Genomic DNA, 21335 nt, shown 5'->3' with positions numbered 1-21335 from the left:
ATTAATCCCATTAGCGTAAATTATCATGACATCTTTTTGTTACAAATACAGGCTGATAAATTTAAGCGCTCCTGTCTCAGTTCAGCACGTAAAGAGTGGACCTGTCTGCGGGTACGGCTTTCTGACCTGATAAGTTCCGATAAAGGCATTCAGTAATGGTTTAAAACACTGCGGCAGTAGCTGAGTCTGCCAACGCATCAGAGATGCCAGTCCAAATATACGACAGGATCGTCTGGCGGGATGGGGGCAGTCCAAATAACGTCCGTGATGGTGATGTCGGGATACTGCTTATTGCTGCAAGAGTGTGTGTCAGGTTGCACTGTGTGGATATCGGAATGCTGAGCTACCGGAGCTGGTGTTATAGTCAGGTTTCCCGTCACGGATCATAAGAAGGGCCAGATTGTAATCAACAGCACTGCTCACTATTTGTTACGACGTGATTCACTGTAAGGAACTGCTGGTCAGATATGCTGAAAGGAACAGAAAAAGCATCTTAATATATTGTGATAAATTAATTCATCAAAATATGACTATTGTGTGATTTTACATCAGTCTTGAAATGATCTGATATATTGCTATGGTGGTTTATATTGTCTTTTTATTGAGGAAAGCATTTTGACTTACAGAGGGATATTTTCATCATTACTGTCTCATAAATTATATAGTTCCGATGAAAAGAAGTGGGTTGTTGAACTTGAAAAACACCACTGCTACTGGTACGACTTAGTGGTAAATCCAAAAGAAGTAGCGGATTACTTCGACACCAGAAAGCTGATAGTCGATAAATTAATGAAGATTAAAGAGGAAGTGGACAGCCATTTGGAAAAACGGTTTATCTACTTTATATGCTCCAGAGAGAAAGTAAGGTTTAATGTAAAAAGGAAGCCGTCATATAATTTTTTTACCGGGCAGGTAAAAATTCATATTCTGATTGGCGCTGCTAAAAAAAGGAAAAAAATAAAATGTACTTTCGTCGATATAAATACGGGGAAAGTATTCAGGCCTGGAATTTCGCTTACGGAAAAATTTATTACTTTAAAGGATGCAAATGGTTATTTAACAACATATCCAATACATGATTTTTTAGATAACACGGACATTAATCTTGGTATAGACAGCAGGGTTGAATATGTAGGTTATACTAAAAATCCGCACACAAGGCCTACCAATGGCGCTCATACCGGGCTAAGTGATGTTCTGCATGAAGTTGCTGAAGAAAACAGAGATTGCCTGATCTATTTTAATGTTTTTAAAGTAACGACGCACAGTAAGAACGCTGCTCACGGAATTAATTTTTACTTCGCTAACGCAATGAGTAATGAGGTAGATGTAGATCTTGAAGGTAAAATACTGGAGAAGTGTTTTATTTTTTATTTTGATTCAGTAAATCAATCCAGGAATAAAGAAATTGAATGGCAGGAGTTAGAGAAAAATCTGTTAAAATTAGCACAAAAAAATAAAATAAAAGCAATTAATATTCATTATGAATTTAAGGAGGTTAATGACTACGGAATTTTTTCATCATCGCGAGTTCCTGCCAGCGAGAGGCATTTTTTTACGGTAAGGAGAGGGGCGGCGGGCGTTGAAATTTTAAACGGTCAATAATATTTGACGAGGCAGGGAATTAATTTCTGCCACGTGATTTTTTATGGCGGTTGTTACTGTTGCCCTGATACCAATCACGAAAATCGGTTATCCTGACATAACTTCAGAAAATTTCACGTTTTCAACGCGGCGGCTGGTGTTAACGCCGAAATTATGGCTATCAGAACGATTTTAAAACGGTTTTCAATGATAAATTCATCATGTTACCTGAGAAATAAAAACTGACTTCGAAGGTTTCTCAGGCGGCAGTAGAGAGTGTTCTGCATCAATGAACGTTATTTCCTGTCAAATTGTCTGTAATGCACCATGACCAGCCAGCCAGCCAGCCAGCCAGCCAGCCAGGCTGGTAAGGTGACTGTTCAGATGGCCACCTTAGCCTGTTGCGGATGAATTACGTTATACACATTATTCTTTATTTAAAGTGCACAACGGAGCAAGGTGATGTTCAGACCTGTTTTACCTGAATGTCTGGGAATGCATTTTTCAGTATTGCTACAACACTGTCTGAAATCCCTGAGCCAATAAAAATAAATTTTTTCCCGGTCATCTCCAGCTGCTGCAACTGCCTTACCACACCAAAGGCAATGCTGGGAATAAAAGTGGTTCCTTGGGGAATGACAATATAGATGGTTTCACAACTGATGTAGATATCCGGTAGCTCATTGTCACGGGAAAAACCCCGGCTGAAATCATCAAAACTCACCGAACAGTGGTTACTTTTAAGTACCTGCTCCTGAGAAGTAATGAAGGTGATTTCCAGAACATTACTGCCATCCACCCGGCGGTATGAGGTAATCAACTGGTGGTCTACCTCTGCCAGGCCGGCTGCTGCCACCTGTCCCCCACGTCCCTGAGAGTGGCTGAGTAGCTGACTGAAACTGAAAGGACTGTCGTCACTTTTAATGCGGACACGATCCAGCCCGATATCAATTTCAAACTTCGTTGCGTTGCCATGCTCAAACGCATTTTTCAGCAGCTCACAAGCCAGGTCTCTGACCGCCATGCCCAACGCTTTACCCCATACATCGTAAATGCAGCTGTCCTCAACCGCAGACGAGATGGTTGCCAACGCACTGTGGCTGTTTTCAGTGGTGGAGCGAATGATCTTTGCGAGGGGGATTTCGTTTCCTTGTCGTAAATGGAGAGGCAGAGGATATTGGCTGTTGGTTGCCTGCTTTAAATGTGCGCGAAGTTCAGCCAGTTCCCGCCAGTGATTAAGCATTTCTACCGTATAGCGCACTTCATCCGTGTCAATCATCTTGGCGTGTAGCTGGCACATCCAGATGCCGTTGCGGTAGTCAGACAGTAAACGCCTGTCGAATTTTGAAATATCCAGACGCCTGCGTGCCCCTGGTCCCTGTGATGCCGAACAGATATGGGCGGCAACGCCGGTGTTGGCGGTCTGAATTGCGGACTCCAGAGAAGGGCCGGACGTCGGAATATGGCAACCAGGAAAGGAACAGGCATTGCCCGCGCGATTTTTTAATCTTTCTTTCGTATCTTCGCTGAATTCTTCACGCATTCTGGCACCTGCAAATAGAAAAAGTTAAAGATTTATTAATGCATTGCCTGGCCGGAATTGCAAACAGTTGATGTGTGCCGGACAGTTTTTTTAATGTTTCACGGACTCAATTCTGTCTGGTTGCATTTGTAATGCCATTGGCATACTGATTTCGCCCGCGAATAACGTCGCCAGGGGCTGAACTGATTCAGCCGATAGCGCTCTTTTCCCCTTCTTCAGTGCAACAGAAAAAGCGTTGCCAGCCCAAGGAAAATAAAGAAACCGCCCGTATCGGTGATGGCGGTGATCAGAACGCTTGAGCCAAGTGCAGGATCGCGTTTAAGTTTTATCATAATTAACGGGATCAGCACGCCCATCAGAGCGGCTAACAGCAGGTTGAGGATCATCGCCAGCATCATTACCCCTCCCATTAACGGATTACCGTACATCGCCCAGGTGACGCCGCCCATCATTCCCCCCCAGCAAAGGCCGTTGATCAGCGCCACGCCAATTTCACGCATGATCAGGAAGGTAAAGTTGCTGGATTCAACCTGATGCAGCGCCAACGCCCGCACAATCATGGTAATGGTCTGATTTCCGGTATTGCCGCCGATACCGGCGACAATCGGCATCAGGGTGGCCAGTGCCACCAGCTGTGAGATGGTGTCCTCGAACAAACCAATTACCCTCGACGCCGTAAAAGCAGTACACAGGTTAATTGCCAGCCACGCCCAGCGGTTTTTTACCGCTTTTGTGACCGGAGCAAACACATCTTCATCAGGATTCACTCCGCCCATTTTACGGATGTTGCTGTCGTTCTCCTGATTGACAAGATCGATAACATCTTCAATGGTGACGCGGCCCATCAGTTTGCCTTTTGCGTCAATAACCGCCGCAGAGATCAGGTTATAGCGCTCAAAAGCGCCAGCGGCATTCTCCGCCTTATCATCAATGCGGAATGTTGCTGGCATGTCGTTCATGACCTCTGCCACCATCATCTCCGGCTGGTTGAGCAGAATATCGGTCAGCGACAGCTCGCCGAGCAAGCTGTTATTTTCATCGGTAATGAACAGCTTATCGGTGCCGTCGGGAATCGCTTTTTTACGGCGCAGATAGCGTTGAACCGTGGCCAGCGAGATATCGGCAGGCATGGTGATGAGCTTGAAGTCCATAATGCGACCCACCCGATCGCGGTCAATATCCATGACTTCAAGCACGCGGGAACGTTGTCCCGGTTCCAGCGATGTCAGCAGGCGGCCGGTTAAATCGCGTGGCAGATATCTGGCAAGATAGACCTGATCATCAATATCAAGTGGTTCGATAGCGCGGAGCAAATCGCGGTCGCTCATCTCCTCAGTGAGGCTTTCCCAGACGCTCTCTGAGGCCTCAACCAGCACCATCCCACGCCGTCTGGTGCCGATCAGTTGCCACAGCGCCAGACGTTCATCACTGGGTAAGGCTTCCAACAGATCCGCAAGGTCAGCCGCATGAAGCAGGGAAATATAGCTTTTAATTTCCCCAATCTGTTCCTCATGTGCTTTGGCTTCTTCCTCGCTCTCTTGTCTGGGGTGCCTGAGCAGGATATCGACCAGATGATCGTCATTGAGCAGCAGATTAAGGATGCGATTACGAATTTCGGCGAGTTGCTGTACATGAGACTGAACGACGGACATAAAAATTCCCTTGTGCCTGCAAAGGCGGCCGCTGGAGTAAAAACTGAAATAAGATAAAAGCAAAAGAGTGGCATTACTCAGGCAACCCGATGGGAGATGCTGACGGTAAAGCTTACTTTTTGGGGGTGGTTACTGGCGCATTGACATCCTGTTTTTTCTGTTGGTGATGCCCAATAGCACCAGGAATAACATAAATCAGTCGCCCGACCAAAATGATAAAGCTCACCAGCAGTATAATCCGGGTCATTCGGCTGGTTTTTTTATGTTTTCTGAATGGCATGATTCACGCAGTTGATCCTGGAATTAGCCCTGAGGCGACCGTTTTATTTAGGCACAGCTTAATCGATCGGTCAATGTCAGGCCCTTTGTCGTTGCCACCGTGACAGGTACAGACTATGTTGCCGCCACCTGATAATGGCTAAACGGCAGGTATTGAGACCGAAAAAAACGTGCAGGCTTGATTTGTATCAAATCAGCATCCGGGATTACCCAACCGTGAATACCTTCGGTAAAAATTTTCTCCACAATGGTCACCTGACGTTGTTAAGCCGGGCGTACCGGTGAACGGGACAAAGGCTACGCCTTAATCAGCGTTTTCTGCGCCAGAAGGGTAGCAAAGCGAAGGGAAATACGTTTGCCGTGCTCATCCGTGCGGTGAAGCTGGCCGATATCTTCGTTATATTTCAGGATATGCCAGTTGCGGTAGTAGCCGCTCAGTTCGCCTGAGCTGAAGGTAAAGGGGAAGCCTGTATGACAGGGGCAGTCGGGTGTATCCATCGCGGCGACAATCAGATTGTAGCCCCCTCTTACCGTGCAGGCCTGCATGTCGGCAATCAGCTGGGGTAGGGTGGCCGGTTGCAGGAACATCATCACCACCGTGGAAAGAACCAGTTCATATGCGCCGTTAAAGCGAAAGGTATTCAGATCCTTTTCCGCAGTGATAATGCTATCAAGCTTTTCCTCTGCGATGATGTGATTAAGGCGCGCCAGGCTTGCCTGGTTGCAGTCCCAGGCGGTGACGTCAAACCCTTTCAGATTAAGATACAGGGAATTTCGGCCATTTCCGCATCCCAGATCCAGTGCCCGTCCGGGGACCATACGCGAAACGGCTTCCACGACCTCAGAATGCGTTGCGGTTAGCTGATATTTTTTTGTGTAGTAATCGTCTGCCTTTATACTCATTCGTTGGGTTCTTCCCGAATAATGAGCTGCCAGCCGGTCACCTCTTTCCAGTAACTTTGCTCACGCTCCAGATCGAGCTGTACCAGGTTATTCTGACTGAAATAATCATGGGGGAAGGTCAGTGTCCAGTGACCATCGTCGGTTTCCAGCTTTAATGAAGAGGGTGTGGAGGTTGCCTGCCGCTGGTTGTTAAGCAGCGATCCCAGACGCAGCAGAAACACCAGCGGCAGAAATTGTTTCTTTTTAAACAGTGTCAGGCGGGGCATATCGTCCACCTTCACCGCTTTACGATGAAAGCGCACCAGCGTTGCCAGCAGGGTTTGTTGCTCCTGATTGAAGCCCGGCAGATTGGTGTTTTGCAGGATATAGGATGAATGACGTTGCAGGCCACTGTGGTTAATCGTCAAGCCAACTTCATGCAGCATGGCTGCCCATTTCAACAACGCTGAGAGTTGAGGATTGGCCTGCTTTGGATTCTGCGAACGCCACTGTTCATAGAGTTGTTCAGTGGTTTCCAGCACGCGCCGCGCCTGATCGCTGTCGATAGCGTAATGATTGGCAAGGCTTTGCGCCGTCCTGCTGCGGATATCCTGATGGCGGAAGCGTCCTTCCATTTCATACAGCACGCCTTCACGCAGAGCGCCATCGGACAGACGCAGTTCACGAATTGCCAACGCATCAAACACGCCGCAGAGGATCGCCAGGCCGGGGACAAATACCGCTTTACGCTCATCGGACAATCCCGGCAGGCTCAGCGCATTAAAGGATTTGTAGCGGATGGTCTCATCGTAAAGCCTGTTCAGGCGTTCCGGGGTGATTAACTTTTCTTTTTCACCCATTGCCTGAAGCACTTCACAGGCGGCTTTAATGGTGCCGGAGGCACCCAGGGCATACTGCCAGCCCATCAGACGATACTGCCATGCCAGGGTTTCGAGCTTTTGTCTGGCAGCCAGGCGCGCACGTCGAAAATTTTCTTTGCTGATGGTGCCGTCGGGAAAATAAAGGTTAGCGAAGCTGACACAGCCCATCCGGCGGCTTTCCACCAGACAGGGCTCAAAATCTTCGCCAATCACCATTTCTGTGGATCCACCACCGATATCAATGACCAGCTTGCGGCCTTTTTCCGGCTGGGTATGTTCCACGCCCATAAAAATCAGTCGTGCTTCTTCATGACCTGAAATAACTTCAATCGGGTAGGGAATAACCTCTGACGCACGTTGCAGAAACTCCTCTGCATTCACCGCCTGACGTAGCGTGTGCGTGCCAACAATAGTGACATTAGCCGGGCTGAATCCCTGTAAACGTTCGGCAAACAGCGCCAGACAGCCAAGGCCGCGCTGGATGGCTGCCTCGCTCAGAATATTGTTGTGATCCAGCCCGTCAGCCAGATGTACACGCTGTTTTAACCTGCCGAGTACCTGCATGGCTCCATCGACCACGCGGGCAATCACCATGTGAAAACTGTTCGAGCCTAAATCGATCGCGGCAAATTCCTGCGGTTTAGGCATTTTTTTATGGGATATTGGCATAGTGAGTTAGTCAGGTTGTTCCAGAGATTTGATGTAGTCATAAATAGCCAGCTGTGCCCGCACCTTGCGGCGGTTGCCGCGGGGTACATAACGATTGCTAAGCTCTTTATCCACGAAGCGTGCTTTCAGGGTATCACTGAACAGAATGCCAATGATATCCAGTACGCGTTGTTTCAGAATGGGATCAAGGATCGACACCGCCACTTCTATCCGGTAATCAATATTGCGGGTCATCCAGTCGGCGGAGGAAAGGAACACTTTTTTATCGCCGCCGTTGTCGAAAATATAGACACGGTCATGTTCCAGATAACGGTCAACAATACTGATAACGCGAATATTGTCACTGATCCCTTCCAGGTCGGGGATTAGCGAGCACATGCCGCGGATCAACAGATTCACCTTCACACCGACGCTGGAAGCGGTATAGAGCCGGTCAATCAGCCCTTTATCCACCAGATTGTTCACTTTCAAAGTGATGCCCGCCGTAATGCCATTCTGTGCATTGGCGATTTCCGTATCAATAAGCTGATACAGCATCTGACGTGAATTCTGCGGCGAGACCATCAGATGCTCAAAGCTCACCGGACGGTAAGGATTTTCAATAAAGTTAAAGACGCGACGCACCTCATTGGTGATCCGCGCATCGGCGGTCAGCAGAGAATAGTCGGTATAGATCCGGGCGGTTTTTTCATTGAAATTACCGGTACCAATATGGGCATAGCGAACGATGTCATCATTTTCACGGCGTGAAACCAAAAACAGCTTGGCGTGAATTTTCAGGCCCGGTGCCGAAAAAATAACGTGCACCCCGGCTTCCGTGAGTCGTTTCGCCCAGTGGATATTGGCTTCTTCATCGAAGCGGGCCTGTAGCTCGACGACTACGGTCACTTTTTTGCCATTGTAGGCGGCATGGATCATCGCATCAATGATGCGGGAGTTTTTGGCCACGCGGTAGATGTTAATTTTGATCGCCAGCACTGCCGGGTCGAACGATGCCTGACGCAGCAGCTCCAGCACATGTTCAAAGGTGTAATACGGGTAGTAGAGCAGCACATCACGATTGCGGATGGCATCGAAGCCATTGCGAAAGCGATCAAACCAGATATGCCGCAGCTGTGGCAGTGGCCTGTTGACCAGATTGGCCTTGCCAACGTTAGGGAAGCTGATGAAGTCTTTAAAATTATGGTAACGTCCCCCCGGCACAATGGAGTCATAGTTGGAAATATTCAGCTTCTCACTGAGCATCGACACCATCGCATTTGGCATATCACGCTGATAGACAAAGCGCACCGGTTCTGCCGTCAGGCGCTGTTTCAGACTGGACGACATCAGTTCCAGCAGGCTGGATTCCATTTCTGTCACCAAATCGTACTCGGCGTCACGGGTCATTTTCATCGAATAGGCGTTCAGCGCATCGTAATCAAAGAAGCCACGGAAAATATCGCCCAGGCAATAACGCAGAATGTTATCAAGTAAAATCATTGGCTTGCGGCGGCGTGGTGTTTCCGGCGGCAGGTTCACAAAACGCGGAACTTTATCGGAGGGGATCTCCAGCAACGCATAGCGGATCGCTTCGCCACGGATGATCTCCACCGCCAGATAGGTGTAATCATCCTTCAGAAATTCAATCAGGTCGGTGTCATGATTGATAAGAATCGGGGTGATATGCTGACGCAGGTGATGCTTAAAATGATGACGCAGCCAGCTTTGCTGGTTGGATGACAGCTGACGCTCGTTGATCAGGAAGATCTGATTGCGCGCCATTTCCAGCAGCAGATCGTTATAAAGACCGTCAAATTCCTGATCCGCTTTCAGTACTCTGGCCTGGATCTTTTTGAGCAGATGGCGTGGCGTGTTAGGCGAACCCTGTTCTTCACCAATCAGGATGCGGCGTTTCAGATCCGCAAAACGGACTTTATAAAACTCTTCAAGATTATTGGAATAGATGCCCAGAAATCGCATACGCTCGATCAGCGGGTTGGCCTTGTCTGCCGCTTCCTGTAATACACGTTCGTTGAACGCTAACCAGCTCATCTCTTTTTCGATATACAGTTTTTCCTGACCCATTTTTACTCCGTTTAAGCAGAACCTGCCTGAAGCCGGCCATCGTTACGTAGCATTATGGCGAGAGTATGGCAGCCATGTCCACGGGCGTTATTGATGGCCTTATTAATAACTTACTGTCAACACTTTGCACCACAAGGTGGTGTTAATGACCTTCTCACCGGCCATTTCTGTCACCACGGGCCACGGAAAAGCATCGTGATGATGACGCGGGCAGATTTATGCCGCCAGGCTCGGCGGCAGATCGTGGATTTTTCCATCGTGCCGATCCTTATGATGGCACAGGTAAAGCAGAGAGGGCTGATGATGAGGGAAAACATTTTTTGACAGGCCGAATTCACCACTGCTTGCCTGAGGCGGGCGCGTCGGGTTGCGGGATGAATTGTATCAATCCAGCGCATGCCCTTCAGGCGGTAGTTGTCGGCCATCCAGCCAGGCGGTTTCATTCTGCATCGCCAGGCGACCGTTCATAAACCAGCTCACTACCAGTGGGTAAATGGCATGTTCCTGATGCTGCACGCGTGCCCTGATATCCTCTTCCGTGTCACCCTCAAAAACCGGTACTTTTGCCTGAAGGATTACCGGGCCGCCGTCCAGCTTTTCAGTGACAAAATGTACGGAGGTGCCGTGCTCCTTATCGCCATTAGCCAGCGCCTGACGGTGGGTATGCAGACCGGGATATTTCGGCAGCAGGGAAGGGTGGATATTCAGCATCCGGCCTGCATAATGTGCAACAAAAGCCGGGCCGAGAATGCGCATATAGCCTGCCAGCACCACCAGATCGGGTGAAAAGGCGTCAATCTCCAGCATCAGTTGGCGATCAAAGGCCTGACGGTCGGTGAATTCGGTCGCTGACAGTGACAGTGCGGGCACCCCTGCGGCCCGCGCGCGCTCCAGACCAAAAGCCGATGACTGATTACTGATCACGGCAGCGACGCTGCCGTGGATCCGCTGCTGCTGGCAGGCATCCAGAATTGCCTGAAGATTGCTTCCGTCACCGGATATCAGTACAACCAGGCGTTTCATGGATTGATGACCACACGTTCAGCGGAGTCAGAGGCGTTGATGACGCCGATTTTCCATGCTTTTTCACCGGCATCCTGCATCAGTTGTACGGCTTTGTCAGCATCGGAGGCACTCAGGGCAATCACCATCCCTACGCCGCAGTTAAAGGTACGGTACATTTCAAAACGGCTGACGTTGCCTGCTTCCTGCATCCAGCTGAACACCGCAGGCCACTGCCAGCTCGATTCGTCCAGCACCGCCTGAGTCTGCTCCGGCAATACCCGTGGAATATTTTCCCAGAAGCCACCCCCGGTCAGATGTGCAATCGCATGAACATCCACCTGTTCAATCAGGCTGAGGATATTTTTCACATAGATACGGGTCGGTGCCAGCAGATGGTCAGCAAGAGGTTTACCCTCCAGCATTACCGCTTCTGGATCGGTATTGCTAACCTCAAGGATTTTACGCACCAGCGAGTAGCCATTAGAGTGTGGACCGCTTGAACCCAGCGCGATCAGCACGTCGCCGTCCTGCACTTTACTGCCGTCAATAATGTCTGACTTTTCCACCACACCGACACAGAAACCCGCCACATCGTAATCTTCCCCGTGGTACATGCCCGGCATTTCAGCGGTTTCACCCCCTACCAACGCGCAACCTGACTGGGTGCAGCCTTCCGCGATGCCGGTGATCACGCTGGCCGCCGTGTCCACATCCAGTTTGCCGGTGGCATAGTAATCGAGGAAGAACAGCGGTTCGGCACCCTGAACCACCAGATCGTTCACGCACATCGCGACCAGATCGATACCGATGGTATCGTGGCGCTTCAGATCCATCGCCAGACGCAGCTTGGTACCGACGCCATCCGTACCGGAAACCAGAACCGGTTCACGGTATTTCTGTGGCAGGGCACAAAGGGCACCGAAGCCGCCCAGTCCGCCCATGACTTCGGGACGGCGGGTTTTTTTCACTACGCCTTTGATACGATCGACTAAAGCGTTACCTGCATCGATGTCAACGCCGGCGTCTTTATAGCTGAGAGAGGTTTTGTCGGTCACTGCGAAATCCCCACGCGATTTGCGGTTGTGGTGGTATGGAAAATTGAAGCGCGACAATTCTAACAGTGCAGGCAAACGTTTGCGAGTGGCTTCTTCAGCATCAATGCGCGTGGCGAAATTTAACGAATTCATATTACAGGATGAAAGATTGATCGAAAGCTGGATTATTTGGTAGGGCTGAGTAGCCAAAAAAGGCTATAATCGCGCGATTTTTTTGCAGCTTAACACTTCGGGAGAACAACAATGAAGATCGTGGAAGTTAAACACCCGCTGGTCAAACATAAACTTGGCCTGATGCGCGAGCATGATGTGAGCACCAAACGCTTTCGTGAACTTGCTTCAGAAGTGGGAAGTTTGCTGACCTATGAAGCCACTGCCGATCTGGCGACGGAAACTGTCACCATTGAGGGCTGGAACGGCCCGGTTGAAATTGAACAGATCAAAGGTAAAAAGATCACCGTAGTGCCCATCCTGCGCGCTGGTCTTGGCATGATGGAAGGGGTACTGGAAAATGTCCCCAGCGCACGGATAAGCGTGGTCGGTGTCTACCGTGATGAAGAGACGCTGGAACCGGTGCCCTACTTCCAGAAGCTGGTTTCCAATATAGAGGAACGTATGGCGCTGGTGGTTGATCCAATGCTGGCGACCGGTGGTTCGATGATTGCCACCATCGATCTTCTGAAAAAAGCGGGTTGCAGCAGTATTAAATTACTGGTGCTGGTCGCCGCGCCCGAAGGGATCGCTGCGCTGGAAAAAGCCCACCCTGACGTTGAGCTGTACACTGCCTCAGTGGATCGCGGACTGAATGATAAAGGTTACATTATCCCGGGGCTCGGTGATGCGGGCGATAAGATCTTTGGTACTAAGTAATGATGAGCCGACCCTGTGTCACTGCCCTGTTAAACGTCAGTTGGATGGGTTCTGCGACTCATCCTCATGGACATTGTGCAGGCGGTTTTTACAGTGCGGTGACGGCTATGTCAACCGCTGGCCTACAGCGAGGTATCCTCTGTCACGCAATACACGCGTTTTCATTTTTTGATATTGAAGCCGACCTGAGAGTCGGCTTTTTTTCGGCAAAAACCAAAGGATAAATACGATGACACGTCGCGCTATTGGCGTCAGTGAGCGGCCACCGCTGCTGCAAACCATTCCACTCAGCCTCCAGCATTTATTCGCCATGTTTGGTGCAACGGTGCTGGTTCCCATCCTGTTCCACATTAATCCGGCCACCGTGCTGCTGTTCAACGGCATCGGCACCTTGCTTTATCTGTTTATCTGTAAAGGAAAAATTCCGGCTTACCTGGGGTCGAGCTTTGCCTTTATTTCTCCGGTTCTGCTGCTATTGCCGCTGGGTTATGAAGTGGCGTTGGGCGGATTCATTCTCTGCGGCGTACTGTTTTGCCTGGTGGCGCTGATTGTCAAAAAAGCGGGAACCGGCTGGCTGGACGTGATGTTTCCACCGGCGGCGATGGGTGCCATCGTGGCGGTGATTGGTCTGGAGCTGGCGGGTGTGGCGGCAAATATGGCCGGATTGTTACCTGCTGCCGGTGCGGCTGCTGACGGTAAAACCATCCTGATCTCACTGGTGACACTGGCGGTAACGGTGTTTGGCTCAGTGCTGTTTCGCGGCTTCCTCGCCATCATTCCTGTGCTGATTGGTGTGCTGGTGGGGTACACACTGGCCTGGTTTATGGGCATGGTGAACTGGTCGGGGGTGGAAGCCGCGCCGTGGTTCGCCTTGCCGACGTTCTATACACCCCGTTTCGAATGGTATGCGATGCTGACTATCCTGCCAGCCGCGCTGGTGGTGATCGCGGAACATGTCGGCCACCTGGTGGTGACGGCAAATATTGTCAAAAAAGACCTGCTGAAAGATCCAGGGCTGCATCGCTCCATGTTTGCGAACGGTATTTCCACGGTGATCTCTGGTTTCTTCGGTTCCACGCCGAACACCACCTACGGTGAGAATATCGGGGTGATGGCCATCACCCGCGTGTACAGTAGCTGGGTGATCGGTGGTGCTGCCATTCTGGCGATCCTGCTTTCCTGCGTAGGTAAGTTGGCCGCAGCCATTCAGGCGGTTCCCGTGCCGGTGATGGGGGGCGTGTCGCTGTTGCTGTATGGTGTGATTGGTGCATCCGGTATTCGCGTGCTGATTGAATCCAAAGTGGACTACAACCGGGCACAGAACCTGATCCTCACGTCGGTGATCCTGATTATTGGTGTGAGTGGCGCGACGATACATATCGGTGCTGCCGAGGTGAAAGGCATGGCGCTGGCAACTATTGTGGGCGTGGTTCTTAGCCTGATTTTCCACCTTATTGGACGGATGCGCAGGGAAGAAGTGGTGCTGGAGCCTGAGCATCGTCATCAGTCCTGAACCGACGGGCAGCGGTTGCTGCCCTGTTGTCGCTGACTGACAACCCACGTGCTTTACCCGCGGTGCCCCTGGGAACCCAGGGCTGGCGCTGACTTTTTACCGGGTTTCACTGCCCTGGTGCCGTTTACTGAAAGCGGATTTTTACCGTATTGTGTTGTAAAGAAAGTTTATCAATACAAACTATGATGTTGACGCTTTGTCTGTTTCATTGTCGCGGATCATACCTTCTTCAAGGCGTATTCGGTGTGCCCGTTTTAAAACCTGTTTTCCCACTTCGGTCAATGTCCAGTATTCATTATCGTCATTGACAGAGTGCTTCTTTTTAGAGGGTTCAACAATATCTAACGCCACCCAGTCCGCAATTAATGCCGTAATGATATTGCTCGCTACCGGCCAGTTTTTATAATAACCTGTTCCGTAGTAGCTAAAGGCAATTTTTTTTGATATTTCACCTGACGCATTTTCATTGATTAGATTTGGCGCAATGCTCAGGAATATTATTAATAATGTCGTTTGGAAGATTTCACCGTCTTCCCATTTTGCAGTTGACCTGACTTTTATTTTTCTTTTGTTCGAATTCATTATTTTCACCACATCTGCAACAGCATCTGAATGTTCTGATGCGATTCTTCTCATCCCTTCCAGTTCGTTCCGAAGCAGGGCGTTCTCATTACTGAGACGGGAAAGCTCTTTGGTCACATCAGCACTGACCGCTTCTGATGAACGAACCCATCCCTGACGCGGCTTTAAATTGATGGTCTTTACCAGTGAAACGGAAACTTTGGCATAAAGGTCATCCTTGTTATGCCAGAATTGCACCAGTTTATCCATAGCTTTGGTTTTGAACTTGTCCAGTTTCTTTTTCTTTGCTGATTTATCAATACTGGTCGCAGGCCATAATGCATCTTCTTTTATAATAAAACTTAGTGTTGGGATGCCTGATTTTTTCGCAAAATCATACTCCTTTTCGGTGTAACTTATATTTTCCGGTGTTTCACTGCCATAGCGGTGGGCAATAATAAGTATGTAATAATCACTTTGTTCAATTTGCCTTTTTATCAGTTCCCACTGTTGTTCATCGCCAGCGCTGAACATCTCCATCCCAACCGGGATATGGCCGAGTTCAAGTATTGCCTTAATGACCTGGTCTCTTTCCGATTTAAGATCTTCATAGGTTGAACTGATAAATATCTGATATTTTTTATCCATTGCAGGTGCTTCCTTATTTCTCATAAAAATAATACAGACAATGTATCAGCAGAGGTGCTGATAAATTAAGTGAAATGACAATGCAATATTTAAAACATATAGCGTTTCTACCCTGTCTGCAAGCAGCAGCAGAAAGGTTGTTTTAAGCTCCTCATAAAGATGTGATAAACTGAGGCCGCATTTTGCCGACCAACACTGAGGTGCTTCTGAACACACCGGCACAGCTGTCATTGCCATTGTATCTGCCTGATGACGAAACCTTTGCCAGCTTCTGGCCGGGTGAAAATCCGTCGCTGATAGCGGCATTGCAAAGTGCCCTGCACCAGGAGCACGGCAGCTACCTTTATTTCTGGTCACGTGAGGGAGGCGGGCGCAGCCATCTCCTACATGCGGCCTGCGCCGAACTGTCTGCCCGTGGTGAAGCGGTCGGCTATGTACCACTCGACAAGCGCACCTGGTTTGTGCCGGAAGTGCTGGATGGCATGGAGCAACTGGCGCTGATTTGCATCGATAATATCGAATGCATCGCCGGCGATGAACGCTGGGAAATGGCGCTGTTCGATCTTTACAACCGTATTCTGGAAACCGGCAGAACACGTCTGCTGATCACCGGTGACCGTCCCCCGCGTCAACTGAATCTGAAATTGCCGGATCTTGCTTCCCGCCTGGATTGGGGGCAGATTTATCGCCTGCAGCCGTTGTCTGATGATGACAAATTGCAGGCGCTACAACTGCGGGCCAGATTAAGAGGTTTTGAGCTGCCTGAAGACGTCGGACGCTTTTTACTGAAACGCCTTGACCGGGAAATGCGCACGCTGTTTATCACGCTGGACAGGCTGGATCGTGCCTCGATCAGCGCCCAGCGCAAGCTGACCATTCCTTTTGTGAAAGAGACGTTGGAACTGTGACAGGGCGGCTTTCGTCGGCACGTTAAATGATGTCCAGCACATTCTCTGGTGGCCGTCCCAGACGCGCTTTACCGTTGGCGAGGACCAGCGGACGCTCGATAAGTTTTGGATGTGCTGCCATTGCCTGACACAATTGCGCTTCGCTCAGGGTTTCATCTGCCAGACCAAGCTGCTGATACAGTACTTCTTTGGTGCGCATTAGCTGTCGTGCTGAACTGAATCCCAGTCTGCTCAGCAACGAGTGCAGGGTGGCGGGATCGGGAGGCGTTTGCAGATAGAGCACGACCTGAGGACTGATACCGCGTGCCTGCAACAGTGCCAGCGTTTCACGACTTTTGGAACAGCGTGGGTTATGGTAAATCTGTACCTCTGACATACGCATCCTTTTCACTATTTCTGATAAGCGCGAAAGCGCTGCTGTAACTGGCGTAGCTGGTCAATACGTGCATCATAACGGGCCTGTTTGAGGCTACCCAGCGGCACCGCGGCGCTGGCGCTGCTCAGGCTACGGATGGCCTGATCAAGGCGGCCATTCAGCGCCAGACTCTCGGCGCGTGCCGCCTGCTCCTCATCGGTAAGCCCCTGATCGGCAGAGGCCTGCGCCAGCAGATCCCAGCCGTTGGGATCCTCCTTGTGCGCCCAGGTGTAGCGGTAAAGGATCTTACTGGCATGATCTGGCTGGGCCGCTTTAATCAGGGCATTCGCCAGATTAAGTTGTACCACCGGATTGTCGCTGACGCTCCTGGCCGCCAGCAGCATGGTAACTGCCCGCTGCGGCTGTTTCAAACCAATATAAATGTCGGTCATGATATCGAGATACCAGACGTTTGCGGGCTGTTTAGCCAGCAGCGGTGCAATAATCTTGCTGGCGTCGTCGTAACTTTTTGCCTGTAAAAACTGCACGGCCTTACCATAGTGTGCCGCCGACTGTTCGCGGGTATTTCCTTTGCTCAGACTGTCGAGTAAATCATCAGTTAACTGGTTCTGGCCGGTGGAATACATGCCGAGAATACGCACTTTTGCCATGTAGTAATCCTGCGAGGACTGTACCACTACCGGTTTCATTTGGTTGGCGCGGTTGCGGGCATCAGACAGGCGGCTGTCTGGCAATGGATGGGTCAGCAACATCTCCGGCGGCTTAGAGGCAAAACGTGACTTATCGGACAGCTTTTGCAGAAAATCTGGCATCGCCTGCGGATCGAATCCGGCACGTTGCAGCACCTGGATACCAATGCGGTCTGCCTCCTGCTCGTTTTGCTGGGTAAAACTGATGACGCCCTGCTGCGTCCCGGCCAGGGTGCCGCTTAATGCGGCCATCCCGGCCTGGGGACTGGCCATTGCCAGCAGGACAGAACCCAGTGCGCCTACCCATGTCAGTGGCGCATTGCGCTGCTGAGCTTCCATTGCCCTTGCCAGATGGCGTTGGGTTACGTGGGAAATTTCATGTGCCAGCACCGACGCCAGCTGGCTTTCGTTATCGGTGTAGCGGAACAGGACAGAGTGCAGAACTACATTGCCGCCAAAAAAAGCGAAGGCGTTAATTTCATCATTAGCGATCAGAAAAAAGTGAAAAGGGGTTTTCACTGACCAGGCATGGGCTACCAGACGCTCCCCTAACTGGTTGATGTAGGTATTCAACAGAGGATCGCTAATCAGCGGGGCACTGGCGCGCAGCTGGCGGACATAAAAGTCGCCCATCTGCATTTCCTGGCCGATGGAAAGCGTGTTGCCAGCGGTGGTGCCAATATCGGGAAGGTTATCGCTGACATCGGCAAAAGCAGGCACTGAGGCGGTTATCAGCGTGGCGATCAGTGAAGCCAGCGCATATCTTTTCACTCGGTTAACAGTGCTGAATCCCATTCTGATGATGTCCTCGTTTACTGCTCTACTGGCTGAAATGGTTGTCTGGCCATAAGGCGGACGCTAAATATTTTACCCACGTAGGTAGCATATGGAAACCGCCAGCGGCGGGATTAAATGTTGCAGTATGCGATTCAGGTCAATCCCTGAATTAAAAAAATTTATGGACTTTCCCCCCTCGCATCAGGCATGGCCGACCACATCCTTACATGTAACGTTACTGTGGGACATTGTTGCTATCACAAAGGCGTTGCCTGATGGTTACCTGCCAGGGATAGCATCGGTCTTTACAGCCCAGAGGGGGCGTGAACATCAGCTACTGTGAAAGAAAAGAGTTAAGGATCTTATCCTTTGAAAGAGCGATCTGCTGTTGTCAATTAATTCTGATAATTATTAGCTCTCGTGGCTTCCGATAACCTTGCAGAGGTGTACAATTGGCCTGTGCTTCACCAGGGCATAACACCTACTTAACACCGACGCGCACAGCAAAATAAGGCGCTACAAATGAAATATTCCACTATGGTAAGTCCATGCTGAGGCTTATTCGTCCAAAAACGGATTTGCGCACTCTGATCACATTACTGGCCGTTGCCAGCATTGTGATAACGCTGGCAAATTCGCTTTACGCCACCTGGCGGGTTCAGCGCGATGTATTAATCAATAACACACTTGAGTCCAACCGGGTTTATGCCACTAAACTGGCGTCAACAACGGAAATGTTTTTTGAGATGGCACAGTCACAGCTTGCCTGGAGTGCCCAGAACCTGGGTAAGAGTATGGACAGCGATGACGTGATGCAGAATGAAGTTGAACGGTTGCGGCAGCAAACCAACAGCTTTAACTCGGTGGTGATTGCAGACGCCAATGGCTGGGTAAAGGCTATTTCCCCGGAATCACTGATGCTGAAAGGGGTGCACCTGACCACCTCCACCTCCACGCAGGCACTGGCTGAACGAAAACCGTTGATCGGTAAACCGGGTATTTCCGCTGCCAACAACCTGATTGTTTTCATTTCCAGTCCGGTTTGGTCACCAGCGGGTACATATCTTGGTTTTGTTGGTGGCACCATCTATCTGAAAAAGAAAAGTATTCTTAATGAATTACTGGGAGAGCAGTTTTACCGTGATGGCTCTTCGCTGTTTGTCGTCGACAAGGATAACCGCGTGCTGTACCACCAGAATATCAACCTGGTTGGGCAGAAAATTCCGTTGATGATCGATGATGAACTGAAAAAGAATAGCCGTAACGGCTTTTTGCGGCTCCAGGGTAACAATGGTGAACCGATGCTGGCCGGCTATGCCGTGGTGCCCACCTCTGGCTGGACAATTGTCGCACTGAAGCCGATGCATACTACGCTGGCACCGCTGACCAGTTTGCTGATGAAGGTGTTGCAGCATTCCATACCTTTCGCGCTGTTGACCCTGATTATTGCGTGGATACTGGCAAGGTTAATTGCTCTGCCTCTGTGGCAACTGGCGCGAAAGGCGAGTCAGATGGACGCTCAGGGCGTCTCGAAGGAGATTAACGGTATCCGTTCATGGTATTACGAATCTTCGCAGATCAAACGCGCGATGCTGGCGGGAATAGGTCTGTTGCAGGATAAAATTGGCCGTCTCAAGTTTGAAGTACAAACCGATCCGCTGACCGGTTTGTTAAACCGTCGTGGGCTGAATGCGGTGCTGGAATACTTTCATGCCACTCGCCAGCCTTTTGCCGTGCTGGCGCTGGATATCGATCATTTTAAACGCGTCAATGATACCTGGGGACACAATGTCGGAGATCAGGTTATCCAGCGTGTGGCGTTGCAACTGGAAAACAGCTCCCGTCAAACGGATGTGGTCAGCCGTAATGGCGGTGAGGAATTCCTGATGATCCTGCCCGGCGCGGAACGTGAAATCGCGGTGGGCATCGCCGAACGTGTCCGTTTGACCGTGGAGCAGGAGGAGTTGCCCGCGGTTGGGCATATTTCCATCTCCATCGGAGTGGCGTTCTGGTCTGCGGATGAAACGCCCATGGAGCGGGTGTTCAAACTGGCTGATGATGCGCTCTATGAGGCGAAACATGCCGGGCGCAATCGTGTGATTACCAGTCCACGGTGTGCTGCCATCATGCTGGAGCTGGAAAGTCGTTAAGCCAGCGAAAGTCAGGCCTGACTTTCACCGGGGCATCCGCCTGCCCCGGTGAATGTTTTGCTGGCCTGTCAGGCAGATTTGAGATAATCCATCACAATATCGTGATGGTTACTGGTTTTGAAATCGTCGAACACTTTTTCGATTACGCCATCGGTGCCAACCAGGAAACTGATGCGGTGGATCCCGTCATAGGTTTTTCCCATAAAGGTTTTTTCGCCCCAGATGCCGAACTGCTCGCAAACCTGATGATCTTCATCTGAGAGCAGGGTGAAGTTGAGCAGCTCTTTTTCAACAAACCGTGAGAGCTTCTCTGGTTTATCGGTGCTGATCCCAAGGACTTCAACGCCCGCTGTTTTCAGCTCATCCATGCTGTCACGAAGCCCACAGGCCTGCACGGTACAGCCCGGCGTCATCGCTTTCGGGTAAAAATAGACCAGAACGCGCTGTCCCTGGAAGTCGGTTAAATTTATCTGTTCGCCGTCCTGATCGGGCAAACTAAATTTCGGTGCTAAATCACCGGCTTTCAGTGGATTCATCACTACTCTCCATTTTGTCATCATGCGGTGGATACTGAACGACGCTAATACTGCCCTGTGCTTTTAATTCTGTACAGAGGCGGTTAAATGCCAGCTCAATAATTGAGGATTCCTGGCTGGCAGGACTGTTTGCTCTGATCTGAATATAGAGCAATGGTGGCTGATTTTCTTGTGCCGGTTGCGTGCGTGAAACAAGTTCAGCAATATTCATCTGGTGCGAATCAAACAGATCGGTAAAACGCTCAATGATATGCACCGAGTCTGCCACTTCCACCTGAACCCACACGGTAGCAGGCAGTGGAGAACGTTCACGAAAAGCGGTGCGTTTCATGACGATCAGTAGCTCCAGCTCAGCCCCTTTCAGCGGTAGCGTGGACTCAATAAGCGTTATGGCGTTCCAGCTACCGGAAAGCAGCATAATAAAGGTGAACTCATCACCCAGAATGGCGAGACGACTGTCTTCGATATTGCAACCGCAGCTGCTGACATGGCGAGTGATGGTATTCACAATACCTGAGCGATCGACGCCAAGCGCGGTAATAACCAGATGATGTTGCTCTGATTGCAGCAAAATAATACGTCCTGTCCGTCGTAATGATTAGCAATTGTGATAACGCTAAGGTAAACATAAAAAATATCCGCTGCCAAGGGGCGGTGCGGCTTGTCCGCTTGCTTTTCAATAGCTGTAAA

Annotated in this window: 19 protein-coding genes; 5 read left to right on the top strand and 14 right to left on the bottom strand. The window is 50.2% G+C overall.

Translation table 11 applies throughout. The features are described 5' to 3' along the window. The first annotated feature begins 615 nt into the window (after positions 1-615). Entirely contained in the window at positions 616-1605 is a 990-nt protein-coding gene (locus tag EB241_RS01915; protein WP_124231526.1) for a hypothetical protein, read from the top strand. Positions 1606-2050: 445 nt separating this feature from the next. On the opposite strand, the gene EB241_RS01910 is transcribed toward EB241_RS01915, so the two are convergent. The 9 genes from EB241_RS01910 to purM form a co-directional block, all read right to left on the bottom strand. Beyond that, positions 2051-3127: a hypothetical protein gene (locus tag EB241_RS01910; RefSeq protein ID WP_124231525.1), complete on the bottom strand. Its 1077-nt coding sequence runs from the start codon at positions 3125-3127 to the stop codon at positions 2051-2053. Between the two features lie 215 nt (positions 3128-3342). Beyond that, positions 3343-4779, bottom strand: a complete 1437-nt coding sequence (gene mgtE / locus EB241_RS01905; RefSeq protein WP_124231524.1) for a magnesium transporter — start codon at positions 4777-4779, stop codon at positions 3343-3345. 112 nt (positions 4780-4891) lie between these two features. After that, entirely contained in the window at positions 4892-5059 is a 168-nt protein-coding gene (locus EB241_RS21250) for a YfgG family protein (protein WP_124231523.1), read from the bottom strand. Between the two features lie 113 nt (positions 5060-5172). Beyond that, positions 5173-5304 carry a hypothetical protein gene (locus EB241_RS21725; RefSeq protein WP_267431835.1) on the bottom strand — a complete coding sequence of 44 codons (132 nt, stop codon included), beginning with the start codon at positions 5302-5304 and terminating at the stop codon, positions 5173-5175. 51 nt (positions 5305-5355) lie between these two features. After that, positions 5356-5961 (bottom strand): tellurite resistance methyltransferase TehB, encoded by a 606-nt coding sequence (gene tehB / locus EB241_RS01895; RefSeq protein ID WP_124231522.1) that lies wholly within the window; start codon positions 5959-5961, stop codon positions 5356-5358. Further along, positions 5958-7490 (bottom strand): exopolyphosphatase, encoded by a 1533-nt coding sequence (gene ppx / locus EB241_RS01890; RefSeq protein ID WP_124231521.1) that lies wholly within the window; start codon positions 7488-7490, stop codon positions 5958-5960. The genes tehB and ppx overlap by 4 nt, the downstream gene beginning before the upstream one ends. Before the next feature lie 6 nt (positions 7491-7496). After that, the gene (ppk1, locus tag EB241_RS01885; RefSeq protein WP_124231520.1) at positions 7497-9557 is read right to left on the bottom strand and encodes a polyphosphate kinase 1; all 2061 of its coding nucleotides are present in this window, start codon (positions 9555-9557) and stop codon (positions 7497-7499) included. A gap of 384 nt (positions 9558-9941) precedes the next feature. After that, a complete protein-coding gene (gene purN / locus EB241_RS01880; RefSeq protein ID WP_124231519.1) occupies positions 9942-10580 on the bottom strand; it encodes a phosphoribosylglycinamide formyltransferase in 639 nt (212 codons plus the stop codon). Beyond that, a complete protein-coding gene (gene purM / locus EB241_RS01875) occupies positions 10577-11617 on the bottom strand; it encodes a phosphoribosylformylglycinamidine cyclo-ligase (RefSeq protein ID WP_124231671.1) in 1041 nt (346 codons plus the stop codon). Before purM ends, purN begins: the two co-directional genes overlap by 4 nt. Positions 11618-11860: 243 nt before the next feature. On the opposite strand from purM, the gene upp reads away from it, so the two are divergent. Next, entirely contained in the window at positions 11861-12487 is a 627-nt protein-coding gene (gene upp, locus EB241_RS01870) for a uracil phosphoribosyltransferase (RefSeq protein ID WP_124231518.1), read from the top strand. A 229-nt stretch (positions 12488-12716) separates the two neighbouring features. Beyond that, on the top strand, positions 12717-14000 hold the full coding sequence (gene uraA / locus EB241_RS01865) for a uracil permease (RefSeq protein ID WP_124231517.1): 1284 nt from the start codon (positions 12717-12719) through the stop codon (positions 13998-14000). 180 nt (positions 14001-14180) lie between these two features. Here the strand turns inward: uraA and EB241_RS01860 are convergent, their stop codons facing one another. Beyond that, positions 14181-15209, bottom strand: a complete 1029-nt coding sequence (locus EB241_RS01860) for a DUF4062 domain-containing protein (RefSeq protein ID WP_124231516.1) — start codon at positions 15207-15209, stop codon at positions 14181-14183. Positions 15210-15409: 200 nt separating this feature from the next. Between EB241_RS01860 and hda the strand changes: the two genes are divergently transcribed. Further along, complete coding sequence (gene hda, locus EB241_RS01855; RefSeq protein WP_124231670.1) at positions 15410-16117, top strand: DnaA inactivator Hda; 708 nt, start codon at positions 15410-15412, stop codon at positions 16115-16117. 22 nt (positions 16118-16139) lie between these two features. On the opposite strand, the gene arsC is transcribed toward hda, so the two are convergent. Both arsC and bepA read right to left on the bottom strand, forming a co-directional pair. Continuing rightward, positions 16140-16493 carry an arsenate reductase (glutaredoxin) gene (arsC, locus tag EB241_RS01850; RefSeq protein WP_124231515.1) on the bottom strand — a complete coding sequence of 118 codons (354 nt, stop codon included), beginning with the start codon at positions 16491-16493 and terminating at the stop codon, positions 16140-16142. A 14-nt stretch (positions 16494-16507) separates the two neighbouring features. After that, the gene (gene bepA, locus EB241_RS01845) at positions 16508-17977 is read right to left on the bottom strand and encodes a beta-barrel assembly-enhancing protease (protein WP_124231514.1); all 1470 of its coding nucleotides are present in this window, start codon (positions 17975-17977) and stop codon (positions 16508-16510) included. Positions 17978-18507: 530 nt separating this feature from the next. Between bepA and EB241_RS01840 the strand changes: the two genes are divergently transcribed. After that, a complete protein-coding gene (locus EB241_RS01840) occupies positions 18508-20109 on the top strand; it encodes a sensor domain-containing diguanylate cyclase (protein WP_124231513.1) in 1602 nt (533 codons plus the stop codon). Between the two features lie 68 nt (positions 20110-20177). Here EB241_RS01840 and bcp read toward each other — a convergent pair whose 3' ends face one another. Both bcp and EB241_RS01830 read right to left on the bottom strand, forming a co-directional pair. Beyond that, positions 20178-20645: a thioredoxin-dependent thiol peroxidase gene (gene bcp / locus EB241_RS01835; RefSeq protein WP_124231512.1), complete on the bottom strand. Its 468-nt coding sequence runs from the start codon at positions 20643-20645 to the stop codon at positions 20178-20180. Then, positions 20623-21216 carry a glycine cleavage system transcriptional repressor gene (locus EB241_RS01830; RefSeq protein ID WP_124231511.1) on the bottom strand — a complete coding sequence of 198 codons (594 nt, stop codon included), beginning with the start codon at positions 21214-21216 and terminating at the stop codon, positions 20623-20625. The genes bcp and EB241_RS01830 overlap by 23 nt, the downstream gene beginning before the upstream one ends. Positions 21217-21335 lie beyond the last annotated feature (119 nt).

This window comes from Erwinia psidii (assembly GCF_003846135.1).
Lineage (GTDB): Bacteria > Pseudomonadota > Gammaproteobacteria > Enterobacterales > Enterobacteriaceae > Erwinia > Erwinia psidii.
The sequence above is the reverse complement of the archived record's forward strand: the minus strand, read 5'-3'. Positions and strand labels throughout refer to the sequence as shown.

Bases quoted from the DNA above. Each gene is read 5' to 3' on its own strand.
- purN (WP_124231519.1), bottom strand. From the start codon at position 10,580: ATGAAACGCCTGGTTGTACTGATATCCGGTGACGGAAGCAATCTTCAG.
- EB241_RS01840 (WP_124231513.1), top strand. From the start codon at position 18,508: ATGCTGAGGCTTATTCGTCCAAAAACGGATTTGCGCACTCTGATCACA.
- ppx (WP_124231521.1), bottom strand. From the start codon at position 7,490: ATGCCAATATCCCATAAAAAAATGCCTAAACCGCAGGAATTTGCCGCG.
- upp (WP_124231518.1), top strand. From the start codon at position 11,861: ATGAAGATCGTGGAAGTTAAACACCCGCTGGTCAAACATAAACTTGGC.
- bepA (WP_124231514.1), bottom strand. From the start codon at position 17,977: ATGGGATTCAGCACTGTTAACCGAGTGAAAAGATATGCGCTGGCTTCA.
- arsC (WP_124231515.1), bottom strand. From the start codon at position 16,493: ATGTCAGAGGTACAGATTTACCATAACCCACGCTGTTCCAAAAGTCGT.
- ppk1 (WP_124231520.1), bottom strand. From the start codon at position 9,557: ATGGGTCAGGAAAAACTGTATATCGAAAAAGAGATGAGCTGGTTAGCG.
- uraA (WP_124231517.1), top strand. From the start codon at position 12,717: ATGACACGTCGCGCTATTGGCGTCAGTGAGCGGCCACCGCTGCTGCAA.
- EB241_RS21250 (WP_124231523.1), bottom strand. From the start codon at position 5,059: ATGCCATTCAGAAAACATAAAAAAACCAGCCGAATGACCCGGATTATA.
- mgtE (WP_124231524.1), bottom strand. From the start codon at position 4,779: ATGTCCGTCGTTCAGTCTCATGTACAGCAACTCGCCGAAATTCGTAAT.
- tehB (WP_124231522.1), bottom strand. From the start codon at position 5,961: ATGAGTATAAAGGCAGACGATTACTACACAAAAAAATATCAGCTAACC.
- bcp (WP_124231512.1), bottom strand. From the start codon at position 20,645: ATGAATCCACTGAAAGCCGGTGATTTAGCACCGAAATTTAGTTTGCCC.
- EB241_RS01910 (WP_124231525.1), bottom strand. From the start codon at position 3,127: ATGCGTGAAGAATTCAGCGAAGATACGAAAGAAAGATTAAAAAATCGC.
- EB241_RS01860 (WP_124231516.1), bottom strand. From the start codon at position 15,209: ATGGATAAAAAATATCAGATATTTATCAGTTCAACCTATGAAGATCTT.